Raw genomic sequence first — 26746 nt, 5'->3', positions numbered from 1 at the left:
ACCTCCATAAAAAAGCACGCCGAGATGGGCGTGCTTATTATGCGTTAGGCAGAAGCCGTGTTTGGTGTGGTTGCTATAGAATCTGTGGTAGGGATCTGTATAACTTCACCCAATGGTGGCTCTGAATTTTGCTTCTCAACAATTTTCGTCACTGCTTGTTCAAACGCATCATCATCCATACTGAACCAAAAGTCTGGCTTTCGATGATGCGCCTTATCATAAGCAACGGTTGCACTGTCTTTATGGCGAAAAGGCTCATTCATTGGAATGTCTGGTAAAGGCTGGCTTACATCCATATACGCTTGGATCATGTTCCATAAGCGCTTGTATTCATCAAGATCTCTTGAGCCATTAATAAAACGGCCAATGGGAACCCCATGTTTGTAACCATTATAACGATGAACAAGAAACAGTTGATAATTAATAAAACCTTGTGGGGTTGGCGATGTTGTCAGATAGCAATCAAACTCAACAAAAGGGTGACTAAATCGCACATTATTACCGAAACCATACAGTGTGACCATGCCCGTTTCTCGGCTTAATGAAAATAACGTTTTAATGGGTAATTTTCCATTAAAAAAAGAGAAAGACCACCAAATGAGTAAGGATGGGATCAATATGTATAAAAGAAAAGTCAAAATATCGATTGATGATTGCGGTGAAATGTTGGTTACGAGATATATTATCCCCAGAAGAACAAATGCTAACGGCATCATAAATATTGCGGTACCTTTCGCAAAAGTCACGGCATAAAAATAGACCAAGCCCCACCATGGGAAAGTGATGTCGTGAATTTCACGCTCACTGTATATATCACTCTCAAATGTCTTAAGCTTTTTCAGTTCAGAGGGGGTACGGGATCGCAGCTCTTTTTCTGGCACATGATGATTGTTACGAGTAAATGGGAAGTGCACACCTTTTCTGGCCATTTGAGACCAAAAGCCTTGCTGATTCCCCGGTGCTTGTGGCGGAATGTGCTGTGAGTTATAAGGATTATGCTTCATGGTTATTTTCAATCTTTCTTCGGTGTTAAAGATTCCCTGAGTGAGAATACACGCTAAATAGACTGGGCAATAATTGGCCTGATTATGAGATATGACCTCCATAAAAAAGCACGCCGAGATGGGCGTGCTTATTATGCGTTAGGCAGAAGCCGTGTTTGGTGTGGTTGCTTTAGGCTTTATAATAGGGATCGGTATCACTTTTCCTAATGGTGGCTCTGAATTTTGCTTCTCCTCAATTTTCAATGCCGCTTGTATAAACTCTTCATCATTCATACTGAACCAGAAGTCAGGCTTTCGATTATGTGCCTTGTCATAAGCAACGGTTGCACTGTCTTTATGGCGAAAAGGCTCATTCATTGGAATGTCGGGTAAAGGCTGGCTTACATCCATATACGCTTGGATCATGTTCCATAAACGTTGGTATTCATTGAAGTCTCTTGAGCCATGAATAAAACGACCAATGGGCACACCAAATTTGTAGTTGTTGTAACGATGAATGAGTAACAGTTTGTAATCAATAGCACCTTGTGCCGTTGGCATTGTGGATAGGTAGCAATCAAACTCAATAAAAGGATGACTAAATTTTACCTTATCGCCCTGACCAAATAACGTGACCATCCCCGTTTCTCTACTCAATCTAAATAACGGTTTTCGCGGCAGTTTAACATCAAAAAAAGAGTAAGATTGCCAAAGTAAAAAACAAACGACCCCAATACAAGTTATACCGAGGTAGATTTGATTGTATTCATCCTGACCTGAGCTATCCGAAAGGTTCATGGCACCGAAAACCAAAAGGATTACGGAACCGCATAAAGTACCGTGTATTTTGCACAAGTTACGGAATGATAATAAATCAGCCCCCACCAAGGAAAGGTAATATCATCAATTTGACGTTCGTTATAACTTTCCTCTGTCGGACTTAATTTTTTAAGGGCGGACGGCTTTCGAGATACAAGCTTTCTAAGTGACACATGGTGATTATTACGAGTAAAAGGAAAGTGCCGGCCTGTTCTGGCCATTTTAGCCCAAAAGCCGCTATGATTCGCTGGCGCTTGTGGCGGAATGTGCTGTGAATTGTACGGGGTATGTTTCATTATTATTTTCAATCTATCTTCGGCGTTAACGACTCCTAGGGTGAGAATACACCTATAACCAGCTGGGCAATAATTGGCTCAAGATAATTCTAAAAGACATATTTCTATACTGCTTTTTCGGGCAAATTATTGCCTGTTCATATATGGATATATAATCATGGGTTGTCTTTCTTCTTATCTAAATATAAATCACAAATCTAAAAGACATGAATGACTTACAAAGCACTTAGAGGTTAGATTGCACAATGTATAGAAAATACCTGAGCCTATTAATAAGCGCATGTGTATTAACAGCATGCACTGGAGAGACAACCGCTTCAGTAACCAGTAAAACGGTACCAGCTGAAAAAATCACTCAAATAGAAGCGAAAGTAAAAAAGCTCTACCCTGATGCAGATACCAAACTTCAACATAAGATCGTCGATGTTGCTGTTGAATCTCTAGAAAGCATGGTGTTTATCAAAGGTGGAACCTTCATGATGGGCGCATTTAAAGCACCGTGTAGTCCCATTTCTACGGATAGAATGGATTGGTCACCAGATGCTAAGTGCAATACCGATATTACGAATGTTAAAACTGGCGCTAATTTTATACATAAAGTGACCTTAAGTAACTATTCATTAGCTAATCATGAAACGACTTATCACGGTTTTGATGCCTTTCAAAGGGCACATCACAGACCTGTCGTTGATGCTGATATGAGAGAAAAACATGACCTTTCTGACGATAAGTTTAAGAATTTAACGACTCCAACCAAAACTTGGCAAGAGGCAAAAGATTATTGTTTATGGCTGGGTGAGTTAACAGATTACCCGATTGACTTACCCACAGAAGCACAATGGGAATATGCGGCAAGAAATCGTGGGAAGCATCTATACTATGCAACCAATAACGGCTACCTTGAGCGTAAAGGTGACCAGCATTTGGTTGATGGCAGGTATGTTGATTACACAAAAGATGAATGGAATATTGGTAGCTCTACAGACTTAAATCAAATAAAACTCTATCCGCCTAATCCATTAGGTTTGTATGATATGTCTGGAAATGTAATGGAATGGATGAATGATTGGTATAGCGAAGATTATTATCAACATTCACCCGAAATCGATCCTCAGGGACCATCATCAGGGACTAAAAAAGCCATGAGAGGGGTGGGATTAACAACATCAAGGTCAAGTAATGCTATCGTTCAAGAAAAATACCACTTATATTATGGCTTTCGCTGCGCGGTGCAGCAAAAGACAACTATAAACAGTACTAAATAACCAATAGTCTAATTCAGTACCGGTTGATTGGGTATTTACGTTATTTGGCTGCGAATTGCACATTAGTGATGGGCGTTACCTTAACTTTTCCTAATACCTATCAACAAAAAATAGAAAGTCGCCTAACTCATTTATGTCCAAAAGTTAGCTAGCCCCCTCAAAGAAGCCAGTTAAATAAGTCCCAAAAAGTATCAATCTTAGTTGTCCTCTGACAGCTGCTAAAAAAATCGGATTCAGATAAGATCTAATTTCACTGATAAGAAAGTTAGATAATGTAATAACGAATACCGTAAAGAATAACGATCTAACTTTGGGTTAACTGTGGTCTGACATAGGCAAACTAGGTTCAATTGTGATACTTCCGCAACAAGTCGCTCTATTTTTTGCCATACTTGCGGTGTGCTTGTTTCCATCTTTAATACTGTATGGGTATCGATGTAAAAAGATAACAGCAGTAACTAAAACGACTTTGCTCTGTTAATAATAGATAATAAAGAAGTGTCATAGAAGGCGTATTTTCTCGTGGGGTAGAGAGCAGTAATGAATCAAAAGTTATTGTCTTAATTGAATTATAGATAAGCGAATTAATAAATATAAAAAAAGGATAGCCATGGCTATCCTTTTTTTATTAGTTAATAGTAATAATTAACTTTTGAATTGTTTTACTAAGCTATCTAATTCAGTAAGCAGTTTCTCTGCTTTTGGATCTTGCTTTTTCATCGCTGTAAGTACATCTTTTTGTACTTGTTTGTCTTGCTTGCTAATTGCAGGATCAGACAGGATAGATTTCTGTTGTTTCGCTAATTCTGTACGAATGCTAGTAAACTCTTTGATAAGCTCAGTACGCTTCGCATTAGATAAATCGCCTTTACGTGCTTCAAGTTGGATTTCTTGAGCGCGTTTGATTAGCTTCTCTGGGTTGTAACCTTTTTCTTTTACTTTGTTGTTAAAAGCTGTTTCGTAGGCTTTTAGCTCTTTCACCAATTCAGGGTGAGATTGAAGAGTCTGATGACGGATACCCGCAAGCTCTTGTTGAATCACACCAATACGGTTAGCGATATTTTGCTGTTGAGCTGTAATTTGAGGAGCAGCAGCTGGAACAACTGCAGCCTCTTTAGCCATAGCTGGAGCTGCGGTAAATACGCATGCAAGTGCTAGAGGAACAGCAGCTTTTAGAAGCTTTGATTTTAAGCTTGATGTTTTAGTATGCATATGACTTTCTCTTTAATTATGTTGATATCGCTAATATACGATGCGTTTCAATTTGTATTGTCAGATGATAGTCAGCAAGCCTGAATATAATCTGACAATTGCTCGCATTGTCTGCGTATTAACCTTTATTACTAATATCGTAAATCATAGTTCTACGCAAATAAATCGTCATACAATTGCAATATTCCCTTATAGCATAGATAATTGAAGCTAAATTTTTGGTTATTGCTGATTAAATAACCACTTTATACCTTTTAGTCTTTTAAGGTTTACCTTTTTTTCTCGTTGAGTCGGTAAACTGATGTCGGTTGGAGCTCCTATGTGTCAAGATTGCGGTTGTTCACTCGCTGGTGGTGATCATCACCATCATCACCAATTACAAGCAAACCCTCAGCTTAATGATAAAAAAACCTTATCGGTAATTCATAAAATACTAGATAAAAATGATGTAGAAGCGGCACACAATCGTGCGCATTTTAATGCTAAAAATGTGACTGCATTTAATTTAATGAGTAGCCCTGGCAGCGGTAAAACGACCTTATTAGAACATCTACATCAGTATACGCCGCTGAAATATGCAGTTGTTGAAGGTGACTTAGAAACATCACGCGACGCTGATCGATTAAAAGCGCAGGGGATTAATGCATACCAAATTCAAACGGGTTCGGCCTGCCACCTTGATGCATTTATGGTGCATTCCGCACTTCATCATATTGAATTAGATGATCTTGATATTTGTTTCGTTGAAAACGTCGGTAATCTTGTTTGCCCAGCGAGTTACGATGTCGGCACTCATAAAAATATCGTATTGGTCTCAGTACCTGAAGGCGATGATAAAATTGAAAAATACCCAGTGATGTTCCGTCGCGCTGATGTAGTTCTTATCACTAAGTGTGATTTATTGCCGTATTTTGATTTCAGTATTGAAGAAGCAAAAGCGCAACTACAAAAACTTAATCCTAATGTTGAAGTTATTTCATTATCAACCAAAGATCCTGAAAGCTTCCAACCGCTTGTTTCATGGATTAACAACAACCTTATTGAAGGATAATTATCATGTGTTTATCTATTCCTTCACAGGTGGTTGAGTTACATCCTGAAGAAAATAGCGTCACAGTTGATACTATGGGGGTTAAGCGCACAGTAAGCTGTCATCTATTAACTGAGCCTTTGGCGTTAGGGGATTATGTACTTATCCATATTGGTTTTGTAATGAGCAAAATTGATGATAAAGACGCCCAAGAAAGTTTAGAAATGTATCGTTTACTGTTGGCTGAAGCAGGGCCGTTAGCATTATGAGTTTTGACTTAAAACAGTTATATCAAGGCTTTCGTGATGCTGATACCGTGCTAAGTTTAGCCGAGCAAATAAAAGCGATAGCACCACAATTACCAGAGCCTTTAAAAGTGATGGAAGTGTGTGGCGGCCATACTCATACCATCATGAAGTATGGTTTAAAGCAGTTACTGCCAGATAATATTGATTTTATTCATGGTCCTGGTTGTCCTGTTTGCGTTATGCCTAAAGAGCGTATTGATCATGCCGCTGCACTGGCATGCCAACCCAACGTTATTTTGGTTACTCTTGGAGATATGATCCGCGTTCCGGGCTCAAAAGGTAGTTTGGCGCAATATCGTGCTAAAGGCTGTGATATTCGACCTATTTATGATCCGCTTGATTGTTTAACCATTGCGACAGAAAACCCAGATAAAGAGGTGGTTTTCTTTGCTATTGGTTTTGAAACCTCAACGCCTATGACCGCAGTTTTAGTTGAACTGGCTGAGCAACGCCAAATCAATAACCTTTATTTTCATATTAATCATGTATTAGTGCCGCCAGCCGTTGATGCAGTAATGGCTGATCCTGCGGTAAAAGTGAATGCGTTTATTGGCCCGTCACATGTGAGTGTGATTGAAGGGGCGAAGATTTATCGTCCGTTGGTAGAAAAATACAATACACCCGTTGTGGTTGCAGGTTTTGAGCCTGTTGATGTGATGGAATCTATTCTACGTATCACTAAACAAAAAATCGCTGGTGAACCTGAACTTGACGTGCAATATACGCGTGCAGTAACAGAAGAGGGTAATACGGTTGCTCAGCAAGCGGTTAAACGTTGTTTTGATGTGCGTGATAGTTTCCGCTGGCGTGGTTTAGGGCCTATTGCTAATTCTGCGTTGAAATTAAATGCTGCCTACCAACACCGTGATGCTGAAATACGTTTTGCGGATTGCTTACCCATGACGCCGATTGATGATCATAAAGCGTGTCAATGTGGTGATATTCTTCGTGGCTTAGCTAAACCTCAAGATTGCAAAGTGTTTGGACGTGGTTGTACACCGCAAACACCATTAGGTAGTTGTATGGTGAGTTCTGAAGGTGCTTGTAATGCTTATTTCCGTTACCGAGGCGTTTAATAATGACTGATATTGATTTAACAACCCTGTCTACGACCAAGTCGATTCAATTAAGTCACGGTGGCGGTGGTCAGGAAATGAATAAGCTGATCAAAGGGTTATTCTTTAAAGCCTTTGATAACGACATCTTGCGTAATGAAGAAGATGCTGCGGTTTTAACACTGGATGGTAAAACGGCTTTTACTACCGATTCCTTTACGGTTTCACCATTATTTTTTGCTGGTGGCAATATCGGTAAATTAGCCATTGCAGGTACGGTGAACGATCTTGCGATGATGGGCGCAAAACCTCAGTATTTGAGTTGCAGTGTGATCATCGAAGAAGGCTTTGATGTTGCAAATCTAAAAACCATTGTTGATAGCATGGCAAATGAGCTTAGCATTTCTGGTGCTAAGATCGTGTGTGGTGATACTAAAGTTGTGCCGAAAGGCTGTGCGGATGGTTTGTTCATCAATACCACAGGTGTTGGCACTATTATCAAATCTGGTATTTCAGTACGTAACCTAAAACAAGGCGATGTAATCATTGTTTCTCGTGATATCGGTCGTCATGGCGCTGCTATTTTAATGGCACGTGAAGGGCTAACGCTAGAATCTGAACTTATCAGTGATTGCAATACTTTGTGGCCTGCAGTTGAGGCGTTAATTGCTGCTGATCTTGATATTCATGCAATGCGTGATGCCACTCGTGGTGGTTTATCTGCAGTACTTAACGAATGGGCGCAAGCATCTGACATTGGTATCAATGTGGTTGAAGATGACGTACCTGTTAGTGAAGAGGTACGTGGCCTTTGTGAGTTATACGGTTTTGAACCGTTTGATCTTGCAAACGAAGGAACATTTATTATCGCACTACCACAAGAACAAGCTGAAAAAGCATTAGAAGTATTAAGCGCATTTGCTGCGTGTGGTGATGCTGCCATTATTGGTGAAGTCAGTGACGATTATGCAGGTCGAGTAATTTTAACTAGCGGATGGGGCAGTCGTCGTTACCTTGATTTACCACAAGGTGAGTTACTTCCGAGGATTTGTTAATGCATGAATATTCCATTGTTGGCGCTTTAATTGAACAATGCGAACAACATGCCGAAGATAATGACGCGACCAAAGTGACTCGTGTTGCAATAAAAGTCGGTATTTTAAGCGGTGTTGAACCAGCGTTATTAGAAACAGCCTTTCAAACCTTTAAGTTAGAAGGGGTTTGTCATGACGCTATATTTGAAATGCAGATCCAACCATTAGTATTATCATGTTTCGAGTGTGGGCAAGAAACTACTCATAACGAGCGCAGTATTATCTGCGGACATTGCCAGAGTAATCGTACACAGGTTATTGATGGCGAAGATTTGTTACTGATGCAACTTGAGTTGGAATAAAGCAACAATCCTATGAATAAGATAAAGGCAGCACTGCCGAATATAGTGGCTGCCTTTTTTATTGTTAATACTGTGAAACTATTGAGTAGGCTGAATGCTTATTTGCGCACGACAACCACTGTGTGGGTTGTTCAGAATCTCGAATTCATAACCATATTTATGGCATATATCACGGGATATGAGTAAGCCTAAGCCATATCCTTCCACACCTCTTGGCTTTTTCTCTAATCCGATTCCAGTATCAATAATCGATATACGTGATGGGGTAACACTAATCACGACTGAACCTTTCTCGGTGCAAGCAACAATCAGTGCTTTATATACAGGTAGGTTAACTATGGCTGTAAAATACAGCGCGAGTAGGAAAGTAAAGGTGGCATAAGACATGCCACCAACAAGTTTTTGTTTAATCATATTCATTGTTTATTTCGCAGGGTTACAAACCAAACCGATGCAAATAGGCGGGATGATTTCCTTCTTTCTCCACGTCGTTACTCGCTGTAAGTTATAAACGCTGAAAGGTGAAAAAATGTTGAAACTTTTATCTCTAATTCAATTTATTTGGAATGTTGCTTGTTTCACTTTTGAAACATACTTTGTTGAACGTAGTCGCAAATTTAGAGAGTGTTTAAATTCTTAGTAAATAAATCGAGTGAGAAATTGAGAAAGTATTTTAAAACTCGTTATGGTGACATTTTATAAACAATGGGTAAGTCATGGTTACCCTATATGATGATGTTATAAGTCGTGTTTCCAAAGAATGTAGTTGGCAATTCAGGCTAGGGTAAAAGGAATTTTAAATGGATATTAAAATTGGTGACTTAACACATCCACAAGTTATTCAGTTATTGATGGAACATCTAGAAGATATGTATGCCACATCGCCTGCTGATAGTGTTCATGCGTTAGATTTAGATGCACTTCAGTCTGAGGATGTGACGTTTTATACCTGTTGGAAGCAAGATATGTTGCTTGGTTGTGTTGCAATTAAACGTCTAAATGCTGAAAGTGCCGAGCTGAAATCAATGCGGACGAAGATTGATGCGAGAAACCAAGGAGTGGGAGCGAGACTCTTAGAACATGTTTTAATTGAAGCCAGTAACATGGGGTTTAAGACTATTAGCTTAGAGACTGGCTCACATAATTTTTTTGAGTCAGCCTGTCGTTTATATGAAAGGTTTGGTTTTGAATATTGTGAACCATTTGCTGATTATTTACCGGATCCTCATAGCTTGTTTATGTGTTACGAGTTTGCAGCGGAATAAGATTCAATCGACGAAAGACAACTGTGTCTCTGATGTTGCTATCGCTACCCGTTCTCTGTATTTGAGATTTAGCGTATGGGTTTATTGTTGGGTATCTTTTAAAACTGAGGTGATTACTAAAAGGGAGATTAACAAGCTTGGACTTTACAGGGAAACGCTTTTGTGGTGTCTAGCTTTTTATACAGTTTTTGAACAGTTCGGTTATTTAGCTGAAGTAGGATTAAGTGAAGAACAATTTTATCTAATTTATGTGAGATGAAGCGATAGTGGTAGTGAGCAATTTCTTACGTATTTGAACAAGCAAACCACTACAACAGTCTCAATGTTATCCAATATCCTCAAAATAAAAACGATGAAATAACACATCATTTACTTAAGTGATGTTTTTTTGACGGTATTATGTATGGGTTTTCGTCACTAGTTAACTTTAAAGCGCTACTATTTAATAGCCGATATTACTGTTAATCATCATTTTAATATGATGTAAAAATGCTAAAACCTTGTAGTTTAAAGGGAAATAAAAAAAGCCTCATTATCAAATGAGGCTTAATAATCAATAATTTCAGATTATTTTTAGGCAAGGGGCCTAATTACCGGCTAGGTATGTAGTTAATCTAGAACATCCTGAAGATAATTTGAATAACACGATAATCAGATTGAGACCTTAGTGCCTATATGTCTAGAATATTATGTTACATCTGTTACATCTGTTACATCTGTTACATCTGTTACATCTGTTACATTTGTTGCATGGTTGTAATCAAAGCATAATCAATGTCAAAAAAATGACGATCTTTGCTATTCTCATTATTTAAGAATGACGGATTATAAATATGTTTTTACTTTCTTATCTTGCGTCATGCTAATTTTAGATAAAGCTAACTTGCTGCTTTGGCAAACATTGTGTCTATAAAATCCCTTTTCTGCGTTCTGAAGTGTCGAAGCTGAGATTGATAAGATATTGTTCCATCTCTTGATTATCTTGCTTAATTTGTTGATATAGCCAGTTAAGATAACTCTGCTGTAATGGCTGATAGTGCCTATTGGGTTGACTGAGAAGCACATATCGTAGTCCCGTGACTATTGGCATGCGAAATGGGATGACGAGACGACCATTAGTTAGTGCTTCAAAAGCAAATAAAAAGTCACATACTAAGACGCCTAAACCATTTTCTGCAGCAGACAATGCCATATCCAATGTTTCAAATTCATAACCTGCTGTTGTATCTAAATCATGGAGCTGCATAGCATTAGCCCAAGCTTCCCAATGAATGTGACCATCTAATCGAGTATGCAGTAAAGTATGATTAACAAGATCTTGTGCTGACTTTATCTGACCATTGCGGGCAAGATAATCAGGCGAAACGACTACAAATAGTGATTCTTCTCGTAGTAATTCAGCTCGCAAATTATTAAATGGGTAATTAATACAAGCATGAATGACCAGTTGGTTAGGCTCTGTTTGAATATAGTCTTGGATAGTCCGTAACCACGTCGTTTCGATATGCAGCGATAGTTCAGGTAGGTTTTTGTGAAGTAGTTCCATACGTGGAATTAACCAGCGACTCGCAAAGGTTGGTGGGGCTTGTAAGCGTAATTGACCTGCTTGGCCTTGAATTGTGTCAATAGTTTGTTGTAGGCAGTCTAATGCTTCTATGCAGCCTGTATAAAATAAACGTCCAGTGTCTGTTAAATCTATCTTTTGTCCTTTTCTTATAAAGAGAGATGTATTTAAGAATCGTTCTAAACCTTTAATTTGTTTGCTAACACCACTTTGTGTAATCGAAAGTTCTTCTGCCGCCAGTGTAAAGTTCAAATGGCGTGCCGCAGACTCAAAAATACGTATGGATTGCTGTGATGGTAGTTGTTGATAACGATGTCTAGTATAACTATTTGTCATGTCTGGGTAACCATAAGTCGTTTTGTTATAGCATAAGTATCGCATAACCTGATGTTATTAGGTAGTTGGATGAATTTAGTGATAACTAAACGGAATAATATGAGCTTAGCGTTTTTTAATGGTAAATACATGCCCTTAGATGAGGTTGCGATATCACCGTTTGATCGTGGTTTTTTATTTGGTGATAGTATTTATGAGGTTATACCCGTATATGGCGGAAAGATGCTAGAAGGCGAGCTTCATCTTCAGCGTTTATTGAATGGTTTAAGCGCTGTTGGTATTGAATCACCATATAGTTTACTCGATTGGCGAGTGCTGATAACTAATATAATCGTTGAAGCTGAAGCAACTCAGATGATTTATATCCAAGTAACACGAGGAGTTGAAGAATCGAGAAATCATCGTTTTCCTATTAAGGGTATGCCGTCAATTTTGATCTTTGCAACTCCATTTAAGTCTCCTGTCGATCTTTCATATCCAGGTTGTTCTGCAATATTACAAACTGATAAGCGATGGCAAAACTGTCATATAAAAGCAACGAGCTTATTAGCGAATGTAATGGCATATCGGCAACTTTATTTAGAGGGGAGACCACAGGATGAAGCGTTATTTATTCGTAATGGATGCGTAGTTGAAGCTGCTAGCAGTAATTTGTTTATGGTGAAAGATAAGGTTATTTATACTCCTCCGATTGATAATATTTTACCAGGAATTACACGGCATATTATTCTGCAAATAGCTAAAAAATTGCATTATCAAGTCTATGAAATAGCCCCTGATCCAAACACATTGGAAAAAGCTGATGAAGTATGGGTCTCTAATTCTATTGAAGAAATTAAACCTGTAATAAAGATTGATGATCACTGTATTGGTTCTGGGCAACCTGGTGAGGTATGGCGTGAGTTTTGGTTACACTATCAAAGTAAGAAATGGGATGGATATGAAGTATAACAATCAATTGCGTTTTGACAGTGGATTAATATTGCGAAATATAATTATAGTGATGGTGCTTACTCTTTTAACAACTAAGGGAAATGCAGCATCATTTAACTCAGAAGTGTGGAAAAGCAATAAAGTTGGTTTATTTCCGATGGTGATTAGTAATATGGGAAATAGTGTTGCAGCCTATGATGCCGATTTTAATATGATTACATTTTTTACTCAAGAGAACAAAGAAACTTGTTTAAATATGAACAACACTGATCTTATTATTAATAATAAACCGATAAAAGTTAAATCCATATATAGTTATCATAACTGTTTAATTCAAGCGAAAAATAAAAAAGATTCAGCTTATATAGTAAGCCAGTTTAAAGATAAATCAAAAGTTGATGTTGGCCCACTGCATTTTAGTGCCATTGGCTTTAACGATGAGGCTGTCTTAACAAATATTGATAAAACAGTTGGTTGGGGGTTTAAAAAGGAAAAACAATTAAATTTTAAATCTATAGGTGCAATGGATGGATGGGAAGGTGTATGGGGCGGTGAAAAAGTTGAGTTATACCAATATAGCCGTAGTAATAATATTACTTTAGATGTTTTTGAAGCAGAGGTATTAGATCAACATGGAACGAATTGGTTTGAAGTCTGCCAATTTAAAAACTTATTGATGTTAAGTAGTGGCGATAAAGCATGTAAAGCCTTAATGCATCATCTATAGATGTTCATCATAATTTAAAATAACCATTGAATATAAATATTAGAACGTAAACTTAATAATAAAGCTCTATAACAGTAGAGCTTTATTATTTTTTATTTAATTAACGACGACGCATTTTTAAATATAACGCGCCAGCACTTAGGTTACTACCGTCGAGTTCTAATTGACGGTTAACCGTAATGGTAAAGTTTTTACCCACACGGAGTGATAGACGTTCAGTCAACACTTCATTGGCAAAATCACTGCCAGCTAAAACAACAGCATTTAAACCTGTAGTTTCATCTATACGCTCGAGCCAATTAGCAATATAGTCAGCCAGTGAATCCATAATACCAAAAGCAAGTTTATCAAGCTCTGATTCATCAACAACTAAACAAAAGCTCATTAGGCTGCCAAGTGTTTTTGCCCATTCAATCGTGCGCTTTCCATCCACCATATCTAATGAGTAATCAACACGATGACCTTTTTGACCACTGTTCTGTAATGCTTTAGCGATCAGTGCATCGTTTAAGTATTGGATGCTATTAGTACTAGATGTTGATAAGCCAAGAATGGTGGCTGCAACAGCAAATAAACCTGATAGCTGATTATGACTATCAGCAAGGTTAATTTGACTTAGTGCTTGATAGCTATAAGGTAGCGATTCTTTAAACTTGGCAAGAATCGCTGCTTGTTCTCCTGTTGCCATTAGGCGAATAATTTCATGACCTGTTTGTGGCAAGCTAGGTAAAACCAAAAAGCTATCTGTACGGGTAAATTTATCTTGGCAAACAATTTCACCTGCAGCGTATCGACCAAAATAAATAACCGCGGTATTTCGTCCATTTCCTGATTCAATATTACCGCCATGCAGCGCACAAATAGGCAGCGCATGAGAGGGGACATCGTTTGGATGATTCGACTTATAATCGAAATGAATACGACGTTTATGCCAATAGGCATTTAAGCCATTGATACAGGCTTGATCGTGTAAGGGTTCAAGTGCTTTGATTGACACAGGAAGATCAAGTTCAGGATCACTATCGACTTGGCTCCAACCTTTTTCAATCCATGTAATTAAAGGTTGCCAATGGTTGGTATCAATAAATACGAAATCAACACCTTGTTGACGTAAAATTTCAGTAAGTACTGTGAGTACGCGATTATAGCTAAAACACAAATCATACAAGGGGGCTTGTAGTTGTCGATGCTGTGCTCTGGGTTGTACAGTCACGCGCGGTTTCTCAAGGCTTGATAACGCGAGTACGTGCTCTGATGGAGTAAAGAAATGCAAAGGTACATTATTAGGATTACAGATCAGAATTTGTGGGCGTTCTTGCGATGAGGTTAAAACCGGTGTTGTACTGAGTTGGAATACCTGATGCTTACCTTGCTCTGTGGTTAAGGTAAATAACACATTGCCAGTGGTAAGAATATCATTAGCCCAAACTTTTACTTGGTTGGTGCTAATTGCTTGATGTAAACGCTGCTCACCATGACAACATACACAAGGTAATGCTAGCTCACCAAATCGTGGCGATTGGTTATCGCCTAACAATGGTTCGCAATGTTGGCAAAAAGGTAAGTGGTGTTGAGTATTAACCAGAGGTACAACACTGCCTTCACGATGGGTGATTTCTTCCACTTTAGATTCAACTAACCAAATGGAAAGCAGGAAATCATGGGCAATTTTTTCAGCTAATGCTTCAAGTTGTGCTTGTTCACCAACCGCTTCAATTAGGTAACGATTTTTGACAAAACCAATGGTAATTTCATAAGGTTCATTGGCTAAATAATCATTACATAATTGCGCGTAAAACGGCACTTGGCGTGAGCATTTAAACGAAAATTGAACTAATTTCATGCATCTACTCCTCGTTTATAAGCGGTTGGGATCAAGCTATTAATCTCAATATTATTTACACGTTCGCAGGTAATACCCAAATCCGTTAAATGATTCAGAATAGCTGACTCCATAGTAGGAATAGCAGCACAAATTTTAGGTGTTAGTCCTAAATGCATCGGCTCGAGTACAGTAGGGGTAACACCTAATACGAATGTTTTAGGGCGATCGCCGACCAATTCCATCATGATCAATGTTTGCAGCATTTCTACTTCATGGGCACTGCCTTGCCAATCGATCTCAGGTGGCGCTTTATCAAAATCGAAAAAGTACACTTCGCCAGCATCTACACCAGCAGCATTAACGGTATCAATCACTATAAGGTGATCGTATTGGGTTAAGGTTGGGATCAAACTATGCGCAAGGGTACCGCCATCCACGAGATCAATCTGATGTTCTGGGTGTGAAAAGCGGTAGTTTTCGGTGAGGTAATTGACGAAATGTACGCCGACTCCTTCGTCGGCGTACAAGACATTGCCAATACCAAGTAGCAATATCTTCATTAGTGCTAGTGGCCTTTATGGTCAGTGTTTGTTTGGTGAGTTTGATGCTGAACAGGGTCGTTACCCTTGTTCTTATCTTCAATGTGCACTGGGTGGTAATCGAAGCCCGACATAATGGCGTCAGCTGAGCCATTGCGGAATCGAATACCTGTCCAAATCACCATGTAAACGTGAATTAAGACAAACACGATGAATGCCCAAGTTACAATGTGGTGCCATTCACGGACGTTAGCTAATCCGCCCATTGCGTAGGTTACCCACTCAGCAGGCTGCCAAAATAGGCCTCCCATACCAAGGTGGTATACGTTGGCATATAGGGTTAAGCCAGTCACACACATGAAAATAGCCGCGATAGAAATACCCGCATAAACCACTAACTGTAACGGGCCGTAAGCACCATGATGGGGTGGTTGTCCAACCCAAAAATAGGCTTTGATTTGTTTTACCCAGCTATTTGGACTTACAGCATCTTTTACTGAACGTCTTTCGACATTACTGCGGCTAAAGAAGAACAAATAAGCACGAATTAACGTCACAGCAACAAGGACAAATCCCAGTACTTCATGAACAAAACGTACCCAGCCTTGCTCCAATACGTTGGTGCTATCAGGCGCAACTAAGAATGGCCAAGCAATATAAAAGCCTGTGACCACTAAACCAAATATGGCAAAAGCACGGAGCCAGTGACATAGACGTATAATAAAAGAGAAAACATAGGATCGTTTGTACAACACTGTATCTGTTGACATAAATTCCTTCCTTACACTGCTTGTGCTGGAATACGGAATTCACTCAAAGATTGGCCTTTGTAATCCATCACGTGTACTGAACACGCCATACATGGGTCAAATGAGTGGATCACACGAAGAACTTCAAGAGGCTTAGTTGGATCTTCTAACTTTAAGCCGACTAAAGAAGCTTCATAAGGTGCAATTTTGCCGTTGCCATCAATTGGGCTTGCGTTCCATGTGGTAGGAACAACTGCTTGATAGTTTTCAACTAAACCGTCTTTAATACGTAGCCAGTGACTTAATAAACCACGAGGCGCTTCAATCACACCTACACCTTTGTATTCTTTTTTAGGATCAATGGTTGGCTCAATGTACGTAGTTTGATCTGAATTTAGGTTTGCGACCATAGATTCAAAGGTAGTTAAACCATTACGTGCAATGATTAAGGTATGAAGCATACGTGCAGCTGTACGACCCAATGTTGTAAATAGCGCACCAGCAGGTAATCCTGTTGTTTTTAAGAACTCGTTAACAACTGGTACAACGTATGGATTACCTTTTGCATAGTTCACTGCAATAGTGGCTAGTGGACCAACTTCAACAGGCTCGCCGTTATAGCGTGGTGATTTAACCCAAGAATATTTACCCGCTTCGTTAATCGTTGGACGTTTACCTTCTAAGGTGTCACGTTCAATAAACGGAGTGTGCTCAGGAATCGTTGTACCATCAAATGGGTGCTGTGGTTTATCAGCGTTGTACCATGAGTGGGTCACATCTTCAGCAATGAGGCTAAGGTCAACATTTTCTGCTTTAGTAAGATCTTTGTTTCGAATAACACCGCCAGTAAATAGCTGTTCTTCTTCGTTTAGCTGAATAGATTCACTACACATGAAAGTGCTAACGTTACAGCCGCCTAATACACTTGGCTCTTTGCCAAATGCAGCTGCCGCCATCAAAATGTCCGCTTGATAGGCACGTTCAATAAATTCAGCGACATGAACAAACTTTTGTTTAAACTCTTGCAGGCGAGCAGGATCTAACATGTCACGAACACATGTTACACCACCAACAACAATAGATTGTGGGTGCGGGTTTTTGCCACCCCAAATTGCCATCATTTCAGCGCCAATACGTTGAACTTCAAGTGCTTTTAGGTAGTGAGATAAACCAATTAGATTTTGCTCTGGTGTGAAAGCGTAAGTTTTATTGCCCCAGTATGCGTTAGCAAATGGACCTAACTTACCTGTGTTTACTAAGCCTTGTACTTTTTCTTGTACTGCACGTAGTTCACCTTCACCCGCAGCCATTGGTATTTTAGACCACTTCATTGCTTCTTGTGCCGCTTTTGCAGGATCGGCACTTAATGCAGAAACCACATCCACCCAGTCAAGGCCGTGTAGTAGGTAGAAATGAACAATGTGGTCGTGCATTTCAAGTGACGTTAAAATCAAGCTACGAATGTATTTCGCGTTAATAGGCACTTGAGCATTAATGGCATTTTCAACCGCTAATGTGCCACATAGGTAGTGTGATGATGTACATACACCACAAATACGCTGCATTAATAGGCCTACATCATAAGGTGTACGGCCTTTCATGATGATCTCTAAACCACGGAACAGGGTTGAAGAGGCATAAGCTTTTTCAATAACATTGTTAGCATCAAGTTCAACTTCGATGCGTAAGTGGCCTTCGATACGAGTAATGGGATCGATTACGACACGCTTGCTCATGAATTATTCCTCGACTTTCTTTGCAAAAATACTACTCACTGCGTGAGCGCCAATACCTACAGCAGTAACGCCTAATGTCACTGCGCCAATGGTATCGGCAGTGGCATCTAAACCATGTAAAGGCTGACGGCTTAATGGTTTTTCGAAATACGCCATTTCATCCCAAAAATCTGGTTCAGAACATCCAATGCAGCCATGACCTGCAAGAACAGGCCAGCTTGTATGCGCGTTAAAGCGCTCTGTAGGGCAGTTGTTGTAAGTGTATGGACCTTTACAACCCATCTTAAATAAGCAATAACCTTGCTTAGCGTTGTCATCACCAAATTCCGTTACAAATTCACCGGCATCAAAGTGACCACGACGCTCACAGTTATCATGCACACGTGCGCCATATGCCCACTTAGGACGGTTAAACATATCAAGAGCAGGAAGACGACCAAACATAATGTAGTACATCAATGTACCCGTGATATTGGCTGGGTTTGGTGGGCAACCTGCAACGTTAATCACTGGGCGATCAATCACAGCACCTACGCTTTTCGCACCTGTTGGGTTAGGACGAGCTGCCTGTACACCACCGAAAGAAGAACAAGTACCAACACAAATAACGGCTGCTGCATCATTAGCCACACGCTTGATCAGTGACATACCAGTTTCAGCTTTGCTGCCAAGCGTAAGATAAATACCGTTATTAGCAGTAGGAACCGCGCCTTCTGCTGCTAATAGGTATTTGCCTTTGTACGCTTTCATTGCGTTTTCTAGGTTTTCTTCAGCTTGTTGACCAGCCGCTGCCATTAATACTTCTTGGTACTCAAGAGAAACATGTTCAAATAAAAGGGTACTAATATCTGGAGTGGTTGTACGTGTTAGTGATTCAGAACAGCCAGTACATTCTGCAAGGCTTAACCAGATAAGAGGCACGCGATCGGAAAGCTCTGCAGCTTCTGCAACCATGGTGCTAAACGGTAAAGGTAAAGCCAGTAGGGATGTAATAGTGGCACTCCAAATCATGAAGTCACGACGGGTAATGCCATTTTGTTCTAATTTATCTTTGAATGATTCCTCACGAAGAGATTTCATTGCTCGTAACTCTGCAAGACGCTTCTTGCCTAGTTCGAAAAGGGCTGCATGCGAGTCCATCTATCAACCTTGTTTATTATGAATATTTATACGCTAAGGGAATAGCGTGCAGATTTTAGGCTTGTAATGATGAGAGATGATTGATCTATATCATATTTTTGAATTTTGTATGACAATATAAAAAATCAAAAATGGGGGTATGCATAAATAACTAATTTTTTTACTCAACAAAATTGGTGCAAGATTGATTGTTGCCGTATAGCCTTGTTCGAATCATCTCAAATCTAGTGATCTTTTGTGAAAATAGCGCACGAAAACAGAATTTCTTACTCATAACCAACAATATATCGGGACTATTACAGAGTCTAATATCTGTATTTATGCCCTCATATTTGGCATTGTCACTTTGATTGCTGTTGGGCCTTTATCAGTAAAATGGAGGGTATCTCTTATAAAGTGTTCGCTATATTATGCTTTTAATTGAAAGGTAAGCCTTATTAAATCTAAGGGTAATTATGGCAGTGAAAGGGGGTAAAAAAAGCCCCATTGTTAAATGAGGTTTAATAATCAATAATTTCTGATTATTTCTAGGCAAGGTGCATAATTACCGGCTAGGTATGAAATTAATTTAGATGATTCTAAATATAATTAAAATCACATTATAATTATTTTGAGATCTTAGTGTCTAGTTTTTCATGCTAACCTTGTTGCATAATTGTGATAAAGGTACAATCAGTGTCAAAAAAATGATGGATTCTTGCTATTCTCGTTGTTTAAGAATGATTGATATAGAAATATATAATTACTTTCTTTATCTTACGCCATGCTGATTTTAGATAAAGCTAATTTTAATTTACCCGTTAGATAATTTTCTGCATTGGCTTAAGTTGTGTTTATAAAATGCCTTTTATGCGTTCTGAAGTGTCGAGGCTGAGATCTATAAGATATTGTTCCATCTCCTGATTATCTTGCTTAATTTGTTGATGTAGCCAGTTAAGGTAACTCTGCTGTAATGGCTGATAGTGCCTATTGGGTTGACTGAGAAGCACATATCGTAATCCCGTGACTATTGGCATGCTAAAGGGGATGACGAGACGCCCATTAGTAAGTGCCTCAAAAGCAAATACAAAGTCACAGACTAAAACGCCTAAACCATTTTCTGCAGCAGACAATGCCATATCCAATGTTTCAAATTCATAACCTGTTGTTGTATCTAAATCATAGAGGTGCATAGCATTAGCCCACGTTTCCCAATAAATGTGACCATCTAATCGAGTATGCAGTAAAGTATGATTAACAAGATCTTGTGCTGACTTTATTTGACCATTGCGGGCAAGATAATCAGGTGAAACGACGACAAATAGTGATTCTTCACGTAGCAATTCAGCTCGTAAATTATTAAATGGGTAATTAACACAGCAATGAATGACTAATTGGTTGGGCTCTGTTTGAATATAGTCTTGGATAGTCCGTAACCACGTCGTTTCGATATGCAGCGATAGCTCAGGTAGATTTTTGTAAAGTTGCTCCATACGTGGAATTAACCAGCGACTCGCAAAGGTTGGTGGGGCTTGTAAGCGTAATTGACCAGCTTGCCCTTTAATCATGTCAATAGTTTGTTGTAGGCAGTCTAATGCCTTTATGCTGCTGGTATAAAATAAACGTCCAGTGTCTGTTAAATCTATCTTTTGCCCTTTTCTTATAAAAAGAGATGTATTTAAGAATCGTTCTAAACCTTTAATTTGTTTGCTAACACCACTTTGTGTAATCGAAAGTTCTTCTGCCGCCAGTGTAAAGTTCAAATGGCGTGCCGCAGACTCAAAAATACGTATGGATTGCTGTGATGGTAGTTGTTGATAACGATGTCTAGTATAACTATTTGTCATGTACCTGATTCTCGTTTATAAGCGGTTGGGATCAAGCTATTTATCTCAATGTTGTTTACACGTTCGCACGTAATACCCAAATCCGTTAAATGATTCAGAATGGCTGATTCCATGGTAGGAATTGCAGCATAAATTTTAGGTGTTAGTCCTAAATGCATCGGCTCGAGTACAGTAGGGGTAACACCTAATACGAATGTTTTAGGGCGATCGCCGACCAATTCCATCATGATCAATGTTTGCAGCATTTCTACTTCATAGGCACTGCCTTGCCAGTCGATCTCTGGTGGTGCTTTATCAAAATCGAAAAAGTACACTTCGCTAGCATCTACACCAGAAGCATTAACAGTATCAATCACTATAAGATGATCGTATTGGGTTAAAGTTGGGATCAAACTAAGCGCAAGGGTACCGCCATCCATGAGATCAATCTGATGTTCTGGCTGTGAAAAGCGGTAGGCAACGCATTCTTTTTTGTCATCATCCAAATTAAAAGCAAAATAGGGATAACCGATATTGCAAGATTTAACATATTTCCCACCTAGGTTATTTCGTTGTCTCACGAAATTGTTTTGTTGTTATTTTTAAATATTTACTGAGTGACACGTAATAACTGAACGCATAACAGCAGTGGGAAGAGTATTTTAGGCTGGAAATAGATTATGACTATCTATTTTTTAATCCAAAAGGTGATGAATAATAAAAGAAATGTGATGTTAGTTGATAAGTATGCATTATTGATTGTTTTGTTTTTATTAATAATCAATTATTTATGTTTTTTTTGACGGTGTGCTTAATAATTGATTAGGTGAGTATTGGAAACAAATATTTTGCGATTAAAACCTAATAAATATGCTGATTTTTTGAATAATCGATAAGTTTGGTAAAAATAAAGTAAGACTTATTTTCAAATAAAAACCTTATTTGTAGTAATTAAGCTACAAATAAGGTTTATGTTTAAATAAGAGTAATATTATAAATCGATGCTATTTTACTTACATCATAAACAAGATTTTCACTTTTAATCAGGTTGCATACAAATGGGTAGATATAAATATATATTGGCAATGTATATGAAAGATTATAATTATGCTGAGATGTTTTCGGTGAGGTAATTGACGAAATGTACGCCGACTCCTTCGTCGGCGTAAAAGACATTGCCAATAACAAGTAGCAATATCTTCATCAGTGCTAGTGGCCTTTATGGTCAGTGTTTGTTTGGTGAGTATGATGATGAACTGGCTGGTTTCCCTTGTTCTTATCTTTAACGTGCACGGGGGTAATCGAAACCCGACATAATGGCATCAGCTGAGTCATTGCGGAATCGAATACCTGTCCAAATCACCATGTAAACGTGAATTAAGACAAACACGATGAATGCCTAAGTTACAATGTGGTGCTATTCACGGGCGTTAACTAATCCGCCCATTGCATAGGTTACCCACTCAGCATGCAGCCAAAATAGGCCTTCCATATCAAGGTGGCATACGTTGGCATATAGGGTTAAGCCTGTCACACTCATGAAAAAAAATAGCGTCGATAGAAATACCCGCATAAACCACTAACTGTAACGGGCCGTAAGAACCATGATGGGGTGGTTGTCCAACCCAAAAATAGGCTTTGATTTGTTTTACCCAGCTATTTGGACTTACTGCATCTTTCACCGAGCGACGTTAAACATTACTGCGACTAAAGAAGAACAAATAAGCACGAATTAAGGTAATGGCTACAAGGACAAATCCCAGCACTTCATGAACAAAACGTACCCAGCCTTGCTCTAATACGTTGGTGCTATCTGGCGCAACCAAAAATGGCCAAGCAATATAAAAACCTGTGATCACCAAACCAAATATGGCAAAAGCACGGAGCCAGTGACATAGGCGTATAATAAAAGAGAAAACATAGGATCGTTTGTACAACACTGTATCTGTTGACATAAATTCCTTCCTTACACTGCTTGTGCTGGAATACGGAATTCACTCAAAGATTGGCCTTTGTAATCCATCACGTGTACTGAACACGCCATACATGGGTCAAATGAGTGGATCACATGAAGAACTTCAAGAGGCTTAGTTGGATCTTCTAACTTTAAGCCGACTAAGGAAGCTTTATAAGGTGCAATTTTGCCGTTGCCATCAATTGGGCTTGCGTTCCATGTGGTAGGAACAACCGCTTGATAGTTTTCAACTAAACCGTCTTTAATACGTAGCCAGTGACTTAATGAACCACGAAGCGCTTCAATCACACCTACACCTTTGTATTCTTTTTTAGGAACAATGGTTGGCTCAATGTACGTAGTTTGATCTGAATTTAGTTTTTTAGCGTGTTTTTAAGGCAGATATAAAAAACCTCAGTCGAGACTGAGGTTTAATTATTAACATGTTGCTTAATTATTCACCAGCAAGGAAAGCAGCATCAAGTTTACAGAATGCCAATAATAAATTAGCCGCTGCAGCATAGAAGCCAAATTGATCTCGGTTTTGACACTCTTTCACAAACAGTGGTAACCAGTTCAGCAGCATAGTGTTAACAAAAGAAAGCTGTGCTTGCATTAGTTCTTCACGCTTTTCTTCAGTCTCTTGCTGGTTAGCCATGATGATAAGGTTACCCATAAAATCCAATTCAACAGCAAGGTGATCGGCTGGCTCATTGAATTCTTTACGCTGTGCAATCGCGTAATCATTCATTAGCAGATTCATATCTTGTGCTGGCTTATCGTTAAGTAAACCAGATGTACCTACATACATAGATGCGTAAGGTAGCGCGCCTGTTTTCGGTGTGCTTAGGAATAAACCACAGAAATCTGCCGCCAGTTCAAGTTGCTCATCAGGACGTGTGTTTGATTGATTAATTACTTCGCGAAAAGCCTCAACGGGTGCTTTTAATTCCTCGGTCATGCCTAAGCCTGAAAGGAATGTGTACATTTCACCACCGTGGTATTCATGCAGATCTGCATCAGTGAGTTCGCGAGCGAAAAGTGATGACATCCACCAGTAGATCTCTGCACGTTGTTCGTTGAAAGCAATAAATTCTTGCATTGTCACTCCAGACAGATAAAACACATTCAAATATAACTTGAGGCATTATATTGGAATCTATTTTAAAAAGGTGAAATAAAGGCGATGAATTTTCGTTCATCGCCTTATTTTAATCAACTAGTTAAATAAAATTACTTATCCATAGCAGGGAACAGTGGGTCGATACCTTCTTCGTAGGTAGGACCGTTAAAGCCTGTTACTGCAGGAACAATACCTGTGTACTTCTCGATCTGAACTAGAGCAGCAGCAGCAGATGTTGCTTGCGCTAGGCTAGAAGTACCGATGTCTTCTGTTAATACGTTTGGATCACCGTAAGTACAGATAGTTCCCACTTTACCGCCTTCTAATGGGCTGTACCATGCGCCTTCTTGTAGACGACAAACACCTGGTAGGTAATCATCTGTTACAACAGCACCTGCTAATACCTGACCACGATCGTTGTAGACACGTACGATATCGCCAGATTTGATACCACGAGCAGCAGCATCTTCAGTATTGATGAAGATCGGCTCGCGATCAGCAACGGCGTAAGTCGCACGGAAATCCGTTGACGAACATAACTGTGAGTGTAGACGATCTTTCGGGTGCGTACTCTGCATGTTGATCGGGAAGCGATCAGAGCGAGGACCACCATGACTACGTTCAGTCTTTTCAAACCACATAGGGTGACCCTGACAGTCTTTGTAACCCATATCTGCGATAGTCTTACAGTAGATTTCGATCATACCTGAAGACGTACCTAGTGGTTCAAGGTCAGGTTCTTTACGGAATGATTCGTGGCGAACCCACTCTTTACCCGCAGGGAACTCGATGAAACCTTCACCATCCCAGAACTTCTTGAAGTTAGGCATACGAACACCTAAGCCACGGCCTTGCAGACGCGCACCGTTGTAGATCTCTTCAATGATTTCCATTTGCGTCTTACCGCCAGTGAATGCTTCTTCGCGGTTAAAACGAGAACATAGCTCACGGAAAATCTCAAAGTCATCTTTAGATTCGTACATTGGTTCAACAATCTTACGTAGGGCAATAATACCTGCGTTAGAGTGGTTACCGTACTGCTCGATATCGTTACGCTCGTATGTAGTTGTTGCAGGTAATACGATATCTGCAAAACGACAAGTTGCTGTCCACTGGTGTTCAATCGATACAACAGTTTCTAACTTAGTCCAAGCCTTGATCATCTTGTTACGATCTTGGTGGTGACCAAATGGGTTGTTACCACTGAAGATCGCCATCTTCATAACTGGGTACTTAATCTTCTGACCATTGTAGTTAATAGTCTTGCCTGGGTTGTCGATACAATCAACAAAGCGAGCAACTGGAATGAAAGTAGAGTAACCGTCGTATGAACCGTTATGAATTGGATCAACACCGGTAACACCACTAAAGCCAGACATTAGTGGGCCATTCGAGGTGATTGAACCTGCATCATTGTAGTGCCAGCCGAAACCGAAACCACCACCTGGTAGACCGATTTGACCTAGCATTGCTGCAAGTACAACTAGCATCCACGCGTACTGTTCGCCGTGCTGCATACGTTGTAGACACCAGCCACCGATGATTTGCGTACGGCCGCTTGCCATTGTGCGCGCAAGAGCACGGATATCATCAGCTTTGATACCACAGATCTTTTCAGCCCACTCAGGGTTCTTAACAACACCGTCAGTCTTACCAAGAACGTAAGGCATGAACTTATCAAGGCCAGTTGTGTAATCAGCAATGAAGTCTTTGTTGTATAAGTTTTCAGTGTATAGCGTATGTGCAATAGCAAGCATTAATGGAACATCAGTCTGTGGGTTAACACGGATCTGCTCACCACCAACTACTTTTTGAGTACTAGAAACCACAGGATCGACGTAGATCACTTTGATTTCTTTATTCTTCACTTTCTCTGCAAGCTGGTCATAGTACTGGTATGGGCTGTGGTCTGGTACTAACCAACCCACTTGCAGGTTTTTAATTGGGTCAGACGCCCAAATAACGATAGTGTCAGTGTGCTCAAGTACTAGTGGCCATGATGTTTGTTGCTCGTAAACTTCCATTGCGCCAGCAACGTAAGGAAGAATTACCTGAGCGGCACCTGTTGAGTAGTCACCCATTTTACCTAGGGTAGTACCGTGAAGACCAATACCACGCTTCATCATGGTACCTGCGTTATGCAGTTTACCGACTGATTGCCAGCCTGTGTGACCAGAGTACAGTGCACTTGGACCGAAGTTGTTCTGAACACGCTCCATCTCATGGTAGAAGAAGTCTAACGCTTGAGACCATGGCACACGTACAAAACGGTTATTACCACGTTGTGTTGTATCTGACTTGTAGCCTTGCTTTAGCCAATCAATACGTACCATTGGGTATTTAACACGTGCAGGATTATAAACCACTTCACGTACCGCTTGGATCATATCTGTTGGGTTCTTGTCTTTTTCAAATGGCGTTGTTTCAGTCCAAACACCGTCAACAACTTTAGCGCGGAATGCACCCCAGTGAGAGCCAGATAACACTTCGCCAGAGAACGCAGCTTTTGCTTCTTCGGCAGCCATTGCTTTACGAGGAGCAAGAAGGCTTGTACCTACAACCGATGCAGCACTTGCCATTGCAAGGCCAGATAGGAAGCGGCGGCGTGAGATGCCAGTTTTATTAGTTTGAGTCGCCATATGTTGGAGAATCCTTAAACTTTAATTTTTATCGATGGGGCGGGGAT

26 protein-coding genes and 1 pseudogene are annotated in these 26746 nt (G+C 39.7%); 9 read left to right on the top strand and 18 right to left on the bottom strand.

The features are described 5' to 3' along the window. Positions 1-44: 44 nt before the first annotated feature. From CTN01_RS04530 to CTN01_RS22960, 3 genes are all read right to left on the bottom strand, one after another. Complete coding sequence (locus tag CTN01_RS04530; RefSeq protein ID WP_107342097.1) at positions 45-1004, bottom strand: hypothetical protein; 960 nt, start codon at positions 1002-1004, stop codon at positions 45-47. A gap of 138 nt (positions 1005-1142) precedes the next feature. Continuing rightward, the gene (locus tag CTN01_RS22965; RefSeq protein WP_244156138.1) at positions 1143-1622 is read right to left on the bottom strand and encodes a hypothetical protein; all 480 of its coding nucleotides are present in this window, start codon (positions 1620-1622) and stop codon (positions 1143-1145) included. A gap of 179 nt (positions 1623-1801) precedes the next feature. After that, complete coding sequence (locus CTN01_RS22960; RefSeq protein WP_244156137.1) at positions 1802-2098, bottom strand: hypothetical protein; 297 nt, start codon at positions 2096-2098, stop codon at positions 1802-1804. Positions 2099-2343: 245 nt separating this feature from the next. On the opposite strand from CTN01_RS22960, the gene CTN01_RS04520 reads away from it, so the two are divergent. Next, the gene (locus CTN01_RS04520) at positions 2344-3363 is read left to right on the top strand and encodes a formylglycine-generating enzyme family protein (RefSeq protein ID WP_045150595.1); all 1020 of its coding nucleotides are present in this window, start codon (positions 2344-2346) and stop codon (positions 3361-3363) included. Positions 3364-4008: 645 nt separating this feature from the next. Here the strand turns inward: CTN01_RS04520 and CTN01_RS04515 are convergent. Further along, positions 4009-4575 (bottom strand): hypothetical protein, encoded by a 567-nt coding sequence (locus CTN01_RS04515; RefSeq protein ID WP_045083439.1) that lies wholly within the window; start codon positions 4573-4575, stop codon positions 4009-4011. A gap of 319 nt (positions 4576-4894) precedes the next feature. Here CTN01_RS04515 and hypB point away from each other — a divergent pair, with 319 nt between their 5' ends. From hypB to CTN01_RS04490, 5 genes are read left to right on the top strand one after another with little or no spacing between them, the layout of a single operon-like run. Then, a complete protein-coding gene (gene hypB / locus CTN01_RS04510; protein WP_005368248.1) occupies positions 4895-5626 on the top strand; it encodes a hydrogenase nickel incorporation protein HypB in 732 nt (243 codons plus the stop codon). A 5-nt stretch (positions 5627-5631) separates the two neighbouring features. Next, a complete protein-coding gene (locus CTN01_RS04505) occupies positions 5632-5874 on the top strand; it encodes a HypC/HybG/HupF family hydrogenase formation chaperone (protein ID WP_005368247.1) in 243 nt (80 codons plus the stop codon). Further along, on the top strand, positions 5871-6989 hold the full coding sequence (gene hypD, locus CTN01_RS04500; RefSeq protein WP_045083437.1) for a hydrogenase formation protein HypD: 1119 nt from the start codon (positions 5871-5873) through the stop codon (positions 6987-6989). The genes CTN01_RS04505 and hypD overlap by 4 nt, the downstream gene beginning before the upstream one ends. Positions 6990-6991: 2 nt before the next feature. Continuing rightward, positions 6992-8023, top strand: coding sequence for a hydrogenase expression/formation protein HypE (gene hypE, locus CTN01_RS04495; protein WP_045083436.1), 1032 nt, complete (start codon positions 6992-6994; stop codon positions 8021-8023). After that, entirely contained in the window at positions 8023-8364 is a 342-nt protein-coding gene (locus CTN01_RS04490) for a hydrogenase maturation nickel metallochaperone HypA/HybF (protein ID WP_005368244.1), read from the top strand. Before hypE ends, CTN01_RS04490 begins: the two co-directional genes overlap by 1 nt. A gap of 78 nt (positions 8365-8442) precedes the next feature. Here the strand turns inward: CTN01_RS04490 and CTN01_RS04485 are convergent, their stop codons facing one another. Continuing rightward, a complete protein-coding gene (locus CTN01_RS04485) occupies positions 8443-8784 on the bottom strand; it encodes an ATP-binding protein (protein ID WP_045150593.1) in 342 nt (113 codons plus the stop codon). A gap of 380 nt (positions 8785-9164) precedes the next feature. Between CTN01_RS04485 and CTN01_RS04480 the strand changes: the two genes are divergently transcribed. Further along, positions 9165-9629: a GNAT family N-acetyltransferase gene (locus CTN01_RS04480; RefSeq protein ID WP_045129355.1), complete on the top strand. Its 465-nt coding sequence runs from the start codon at positions 9165-9167 to the stop codon at positions 9627-9629. Positions 9630-10536: 907 nt separating this feature from the next. Here CTN01_RS04480 and CTN01_RS04475 read toward each other — a convergent pair. Beyond that, on the bottom strand, positions 10537-11529 hold the full coding sequence (locus CTN01_RS04475) for a LysR substrate-binding domain-containing protein (RefSeq protein WP_107342096.1): 993 nt from the start codon (positions 11527-11529) through the stop codon (positions 10537-10539). Positions 11530-11628: 99 nt separating this feature from the next. Here CTN01_RS04475 and CTN01_RS04470 point away from each other — a divergent pair, with 99 nt between their 5' ends. Then, positions 11629-12480, top strand: a complete 852-nt coding sequence (locus tag CTN01_RS04470; RefSeq protein ID WP_107342095.1) for an aminotransferase class IV — start codon at positions 11629-11631, stop codon at positions 12478-12480. Continuing rightward, positions 12464-13189, top strand: a complete 726-nt coding sequence (locus CTN01_RS04465; protein ID WP_244156140.1) for a hypothetical protein — start codon at positions 12464-12466, stop codon at positions 13187-13189. The genes CTN01_RS04470 and CTN01_RS04465 overlap by 17 nt, the downstream gene beginning before the upstream one ends. A gap of 100 nt (positions 13190-13289) precedes the next feature. Here CTN01_RS04465 and CTN01_RS04460 read toward each other — a convergent pair whose 3' ends face one another. The 12 genes and pseudogenes from CTN01_RS04460 to torA all read right to left on the bottom strand — a co-directional run bounded on the left by CTN01_RS04460 (position 13290) and on the right by torA (position 26699). Then, positions 13290-15032 (bottom strand): Kae1-like domain-containing protein, encoded by a 1743-nt coding sequence (locus CTN01_RS04460; RefSeq protein WP_045150628.1) that lies wholly within the window; start codon positions 15030-15032, stop codon positions 13290-13292. Further along, entirely contained in the window at positions 15029-15574 is a 546-nt protein-coding gene (locus CTN01_RS04455; RefSeq protein ID WP_045150627.1) for a HyaD/HybD family hydrogenase maturation endopeptidase, read from the bottom strand. Before CTN01_RS04455 ends, CTN01_RS04460 begins: the two co-directional genes overlap by 4 nt. Positions 15575-15579: 5 nt before the next feature. After that, positions 15580-16323: a Ni/Fe-hydrogenase, b-type cytochrome subunit gene (gene cybH, locus CTN01_RS04450; protein WP_107176770.1), complete on the bottom strand. Its 744-nt coding sequence runs from the start codon at positions 16321-16323 to the stop codon at positions 15580-15582. Between the two features lie 11 nt (positions 16324-16334). After that, a complete protein-coding gene (locus CTN01_RS04445) occupies positions 16335-18038 on the bottom strand; it encodes a nickel-dependent hydrogenase large subunit (protein WP_107131385.1) in 1704 nt (567 codons plus the stop codon). A 3-nt stretch (positions 18039-18041) separates the two neighbouring features. Continuing rightward, complete coding sequence (locus tag CTN01_RS04440; RefSeq protein WP_045131158.1) at positions 18042-19178, bottom strand: hydrogenase small subunit; 1137 nt, start codon at positions 19176-19178, stop codon at positions 18042-18044. 833 nt (positions 19179-20011) lie between these two features. Then, complete coding sequence (locus CTN01_RS04435; RefSeq protein ID WP_107176756.1) at positions 20012-21004, bottom strand: LysR substrate-binding domain-containing protein; 993 nt, start codon at positions 21002-21004, stop codon at positions 20012-20014. After that, complete coding sequence (locus CTN01_RS04430) at positions 21001-21564, bottom strand: hydrogenase maturation protease (RefSeq protein WP_249033672.1); 564 nt, start codon at positions 21562-21564, stop codon at positions 21001-21003. The genes CTN01_RS04435 and CTN01_RS04430 overlap by 4 nt, the downstream gene beginning before the upstream one ends. Positions 21565-22400: 836 nt before the next feature. Continuing rightward, positions 22401-22556: a hypothetical protein gene (locus tag CTN01_RS22955; protein ID WP_249033671.1), complete on the bottom strand. Its 156-nt coding sequence runs from the start codon at positions 22554-22556 to the stop codon at positions 22401-22403. Positions 22557-22674: 118 nt separating this feature from the next. Next, a complete protein-coding gene (locus CTN01_RS22950; protein WP_230627035.1) occupies positions 22675-22938 on the bottom strand; it encodes a cytochrome b/b6 domain-containing protein in 264 nt (87 codons plus the stop codon). A gap of 11 nt (positions 22939-22949) precedes the next feature. After that, positions 22950-23315: pseudogene (locus CTN01_RS04415) on the bottom strand (nickel-dependent hydrogenase large subunit); the annotation flags it as partial. A gap of 76 nt (positions 23316-23391) precedes the next feature. Then, positions 23392-24039, bottom strand: coding sequence for a molecular chaperone TorD (torD, locus tag CTN01_RS04410; RefSeq protein WP_045131018.1), 648 nt, complete (start codon positions 24037-24039; stop codon positions 23392-23394). Positions 24040-24170: 131 nt separating this feature from the next. Continuing rightward, positions 24171-26699 carry a trimethylamine-N-oxide reductase TorA gene (torA, locus tag CTN01_RS04405; RefSeq protein WP_045150369.1) on the bottom strand — a complete coding sequence of 843 codons (2529 nt, stop codon included), beginning with the start codon at positions 26697-26699 and terminating at the stop codon, positions 24171-24173. Between the last annotated feature and the right edge of the window lie 47 nt (positions 26700-26746).

The organism is Photobacterium angustum, from assembly GCF_003026365.1.
In the GTDB taxonomy this organism is placed as follows: domain Bacteria; phylum Pseudomonadota; class Gammaproteobacteria; order Enterobacterales; family Vibrionaceae; genus Photobacterium; species Photobacterium angustum.
This window is presented reverse-complemented; position numbering and strand designations above follow the sequence as displayed.

Coding starts and splice junctions, on each gene's coding strand:
- CTN01_RS04515 (WP_045083439.1), bottom strand. CDS start 4,575: ATGCATACTAAAACATCAAGCTTAAAATCAAAGCTTCTAAAAGCTGCT.
- CTN01_RS22950 (WP_230627035.1), bottom strand. CDS start 22,938: ATGTCAACAGATACAGTGTTGTACAAACGATCCTATGTTTTCTCTTTT.
- CTN01_RS22965 (WP_244156138.1), bottom strand. CDS start 1,622: ATGGTCACGTTATTTGGTCAGGGCGATAAGGTAAAATTTAGTCATCCT.
- CTN01_RS22960 (WP_244156137.1), bottom strand. CDS start 2,098: ATGAAACATACCCCGTACAATTCACAGCACATTCCGCCACAAGCGCCA.
- CTN01_RS04490 (WP_005368244.1), top strand. CDS start 8,023: ATGCATGAATATTCCATTGTTGGCGCTTTAATTGAACAATGCGAACAA.
- CTN01_RS04470 (WP_107342095.1), top strand. CDS start 11,629: ATGAGCTTAGCGTTTTTTAATGGTAAATACATGCCCTTAGATGAGGTT.
- torD (WP_045131018.1), bottom strand. CDS start 24,039: ATGCAAGAATTTATTGCTTTCAACGAACAACGTGCAGAGATCTACTGG.
- CTN01_RS04465 (WP_244156140.1), top strand. CDS start 12,464: ATGGATATGAAGTATAACAATCAATTGCGTTTTGACAGTGGATTAATA.
- CTN01_RS04520 (WP_045150595.1), top strand. CDS start 2,344: ATGTATAGAAAATACCTGAGCCTATTAATAAGCGCATGTGTATTAACA.
- hypB (WP_005368248.1), top strand. CDS start 4,895: ATGTGTCAAGATTGCGGTTGTTCACTCGCTGGTGGTGATCATCACCAT.
- CTN01_RS04485 (WP_045150593.1), bottom strand. CDS start 8,784: ATGAATATGATTAAACAAAAACTTGTTGGTGGCATGTCTTATGCCACC.
- CTN01_RS04530 (WP_107342097.1), bottom strand. CDS start 1,004: ATGAAGCATAATCCTTATAACTCACAGCACATTCCGCCACAAGCACCG.
- CTN01_RS04440 (WP_045131158.1), bottom strand. CDS start 19,178: ATGGACTCGCATGCAGCCCTTTTCGAACTAGGCAAGAAGCGTCTTGCA.
- CTN01_RS04445 (WP_107131385.1), bottom strand. CDS start 18,038: ATGAGCAAGCGTGTCGTAATCGATCCCATTACTCGTATCGAAGGCCAC.
- CTN01_RS04480 (WP_045129355.1), top strand. CDS start 9,165: ATGGATATTAAAATTGGTGACTTAACACATCCACAAGTTATTCAGTTA.
- CTN01_RS04435 (WP_107176756.1), bottom strand. CDS start 21,004: ATGACAAATAGTTATACTAGACATCGTTATCAACAACTACCATCACAG.
- cybH (WP_107176770.1), bottom strand. CDS start 16,323: ATGTCAACAGATACAGTGTTGTACAAACGATCCTATGTTTTCTCTTTT.
- CTN01_RS04460 (WP_045150628.1), bottom strand. CDS start 15,032: ATGAAATTAGTTCAATTTTCGTTTAAATGCTCACGCCAAGTGCCGTTT.
- hypE (WP_045083436.1), top strand. CDS start 6,992: ATGACTGATATTGATTTAACAACCCTGTCTACGACCAAGTCGATTCAA.
- CTN01_RS04505 (WP_005368247.1), top strand. CDS start 5,632: ATGTGTTTATCTATTCCTTCACAGGTGGTTGAGTTACATCCTGAAGAA.
- torA (WP_045150369.1), bottom strand. CDS start 26,699: ATGGCGACTCAAACTAATAAAACTGGCATCTCACGCCGCCGCTTCCTA.
- CTN01_RS04475 (WP_107342096.1), bottom strand. CDS start 11,529: ATGACAAATAGTTATACTAGACATCGTTATCAACAACTACCATCACAG.
- CTN01_RS04455 (WP_045150627.1), bottom strand. CDS start 15,574: ATGAAGATATTGCTACTTGGTATTGGCAATGTCTTGTACGCCGACGAA.
- hypD (WP_045083437.1), top strand. CDS start 5,871: ATGAGTTTTGACTTAAAACAGTTATATCAAGGCTTTCGTGATGCTGAT.
- CTN01_RS22955 (WP_249033671.1), bottom strand. CDS start 22,556: ATGCGGGTATTTCTATCGACGCTATTTTTTTTCATGAGTGTGACAGGC.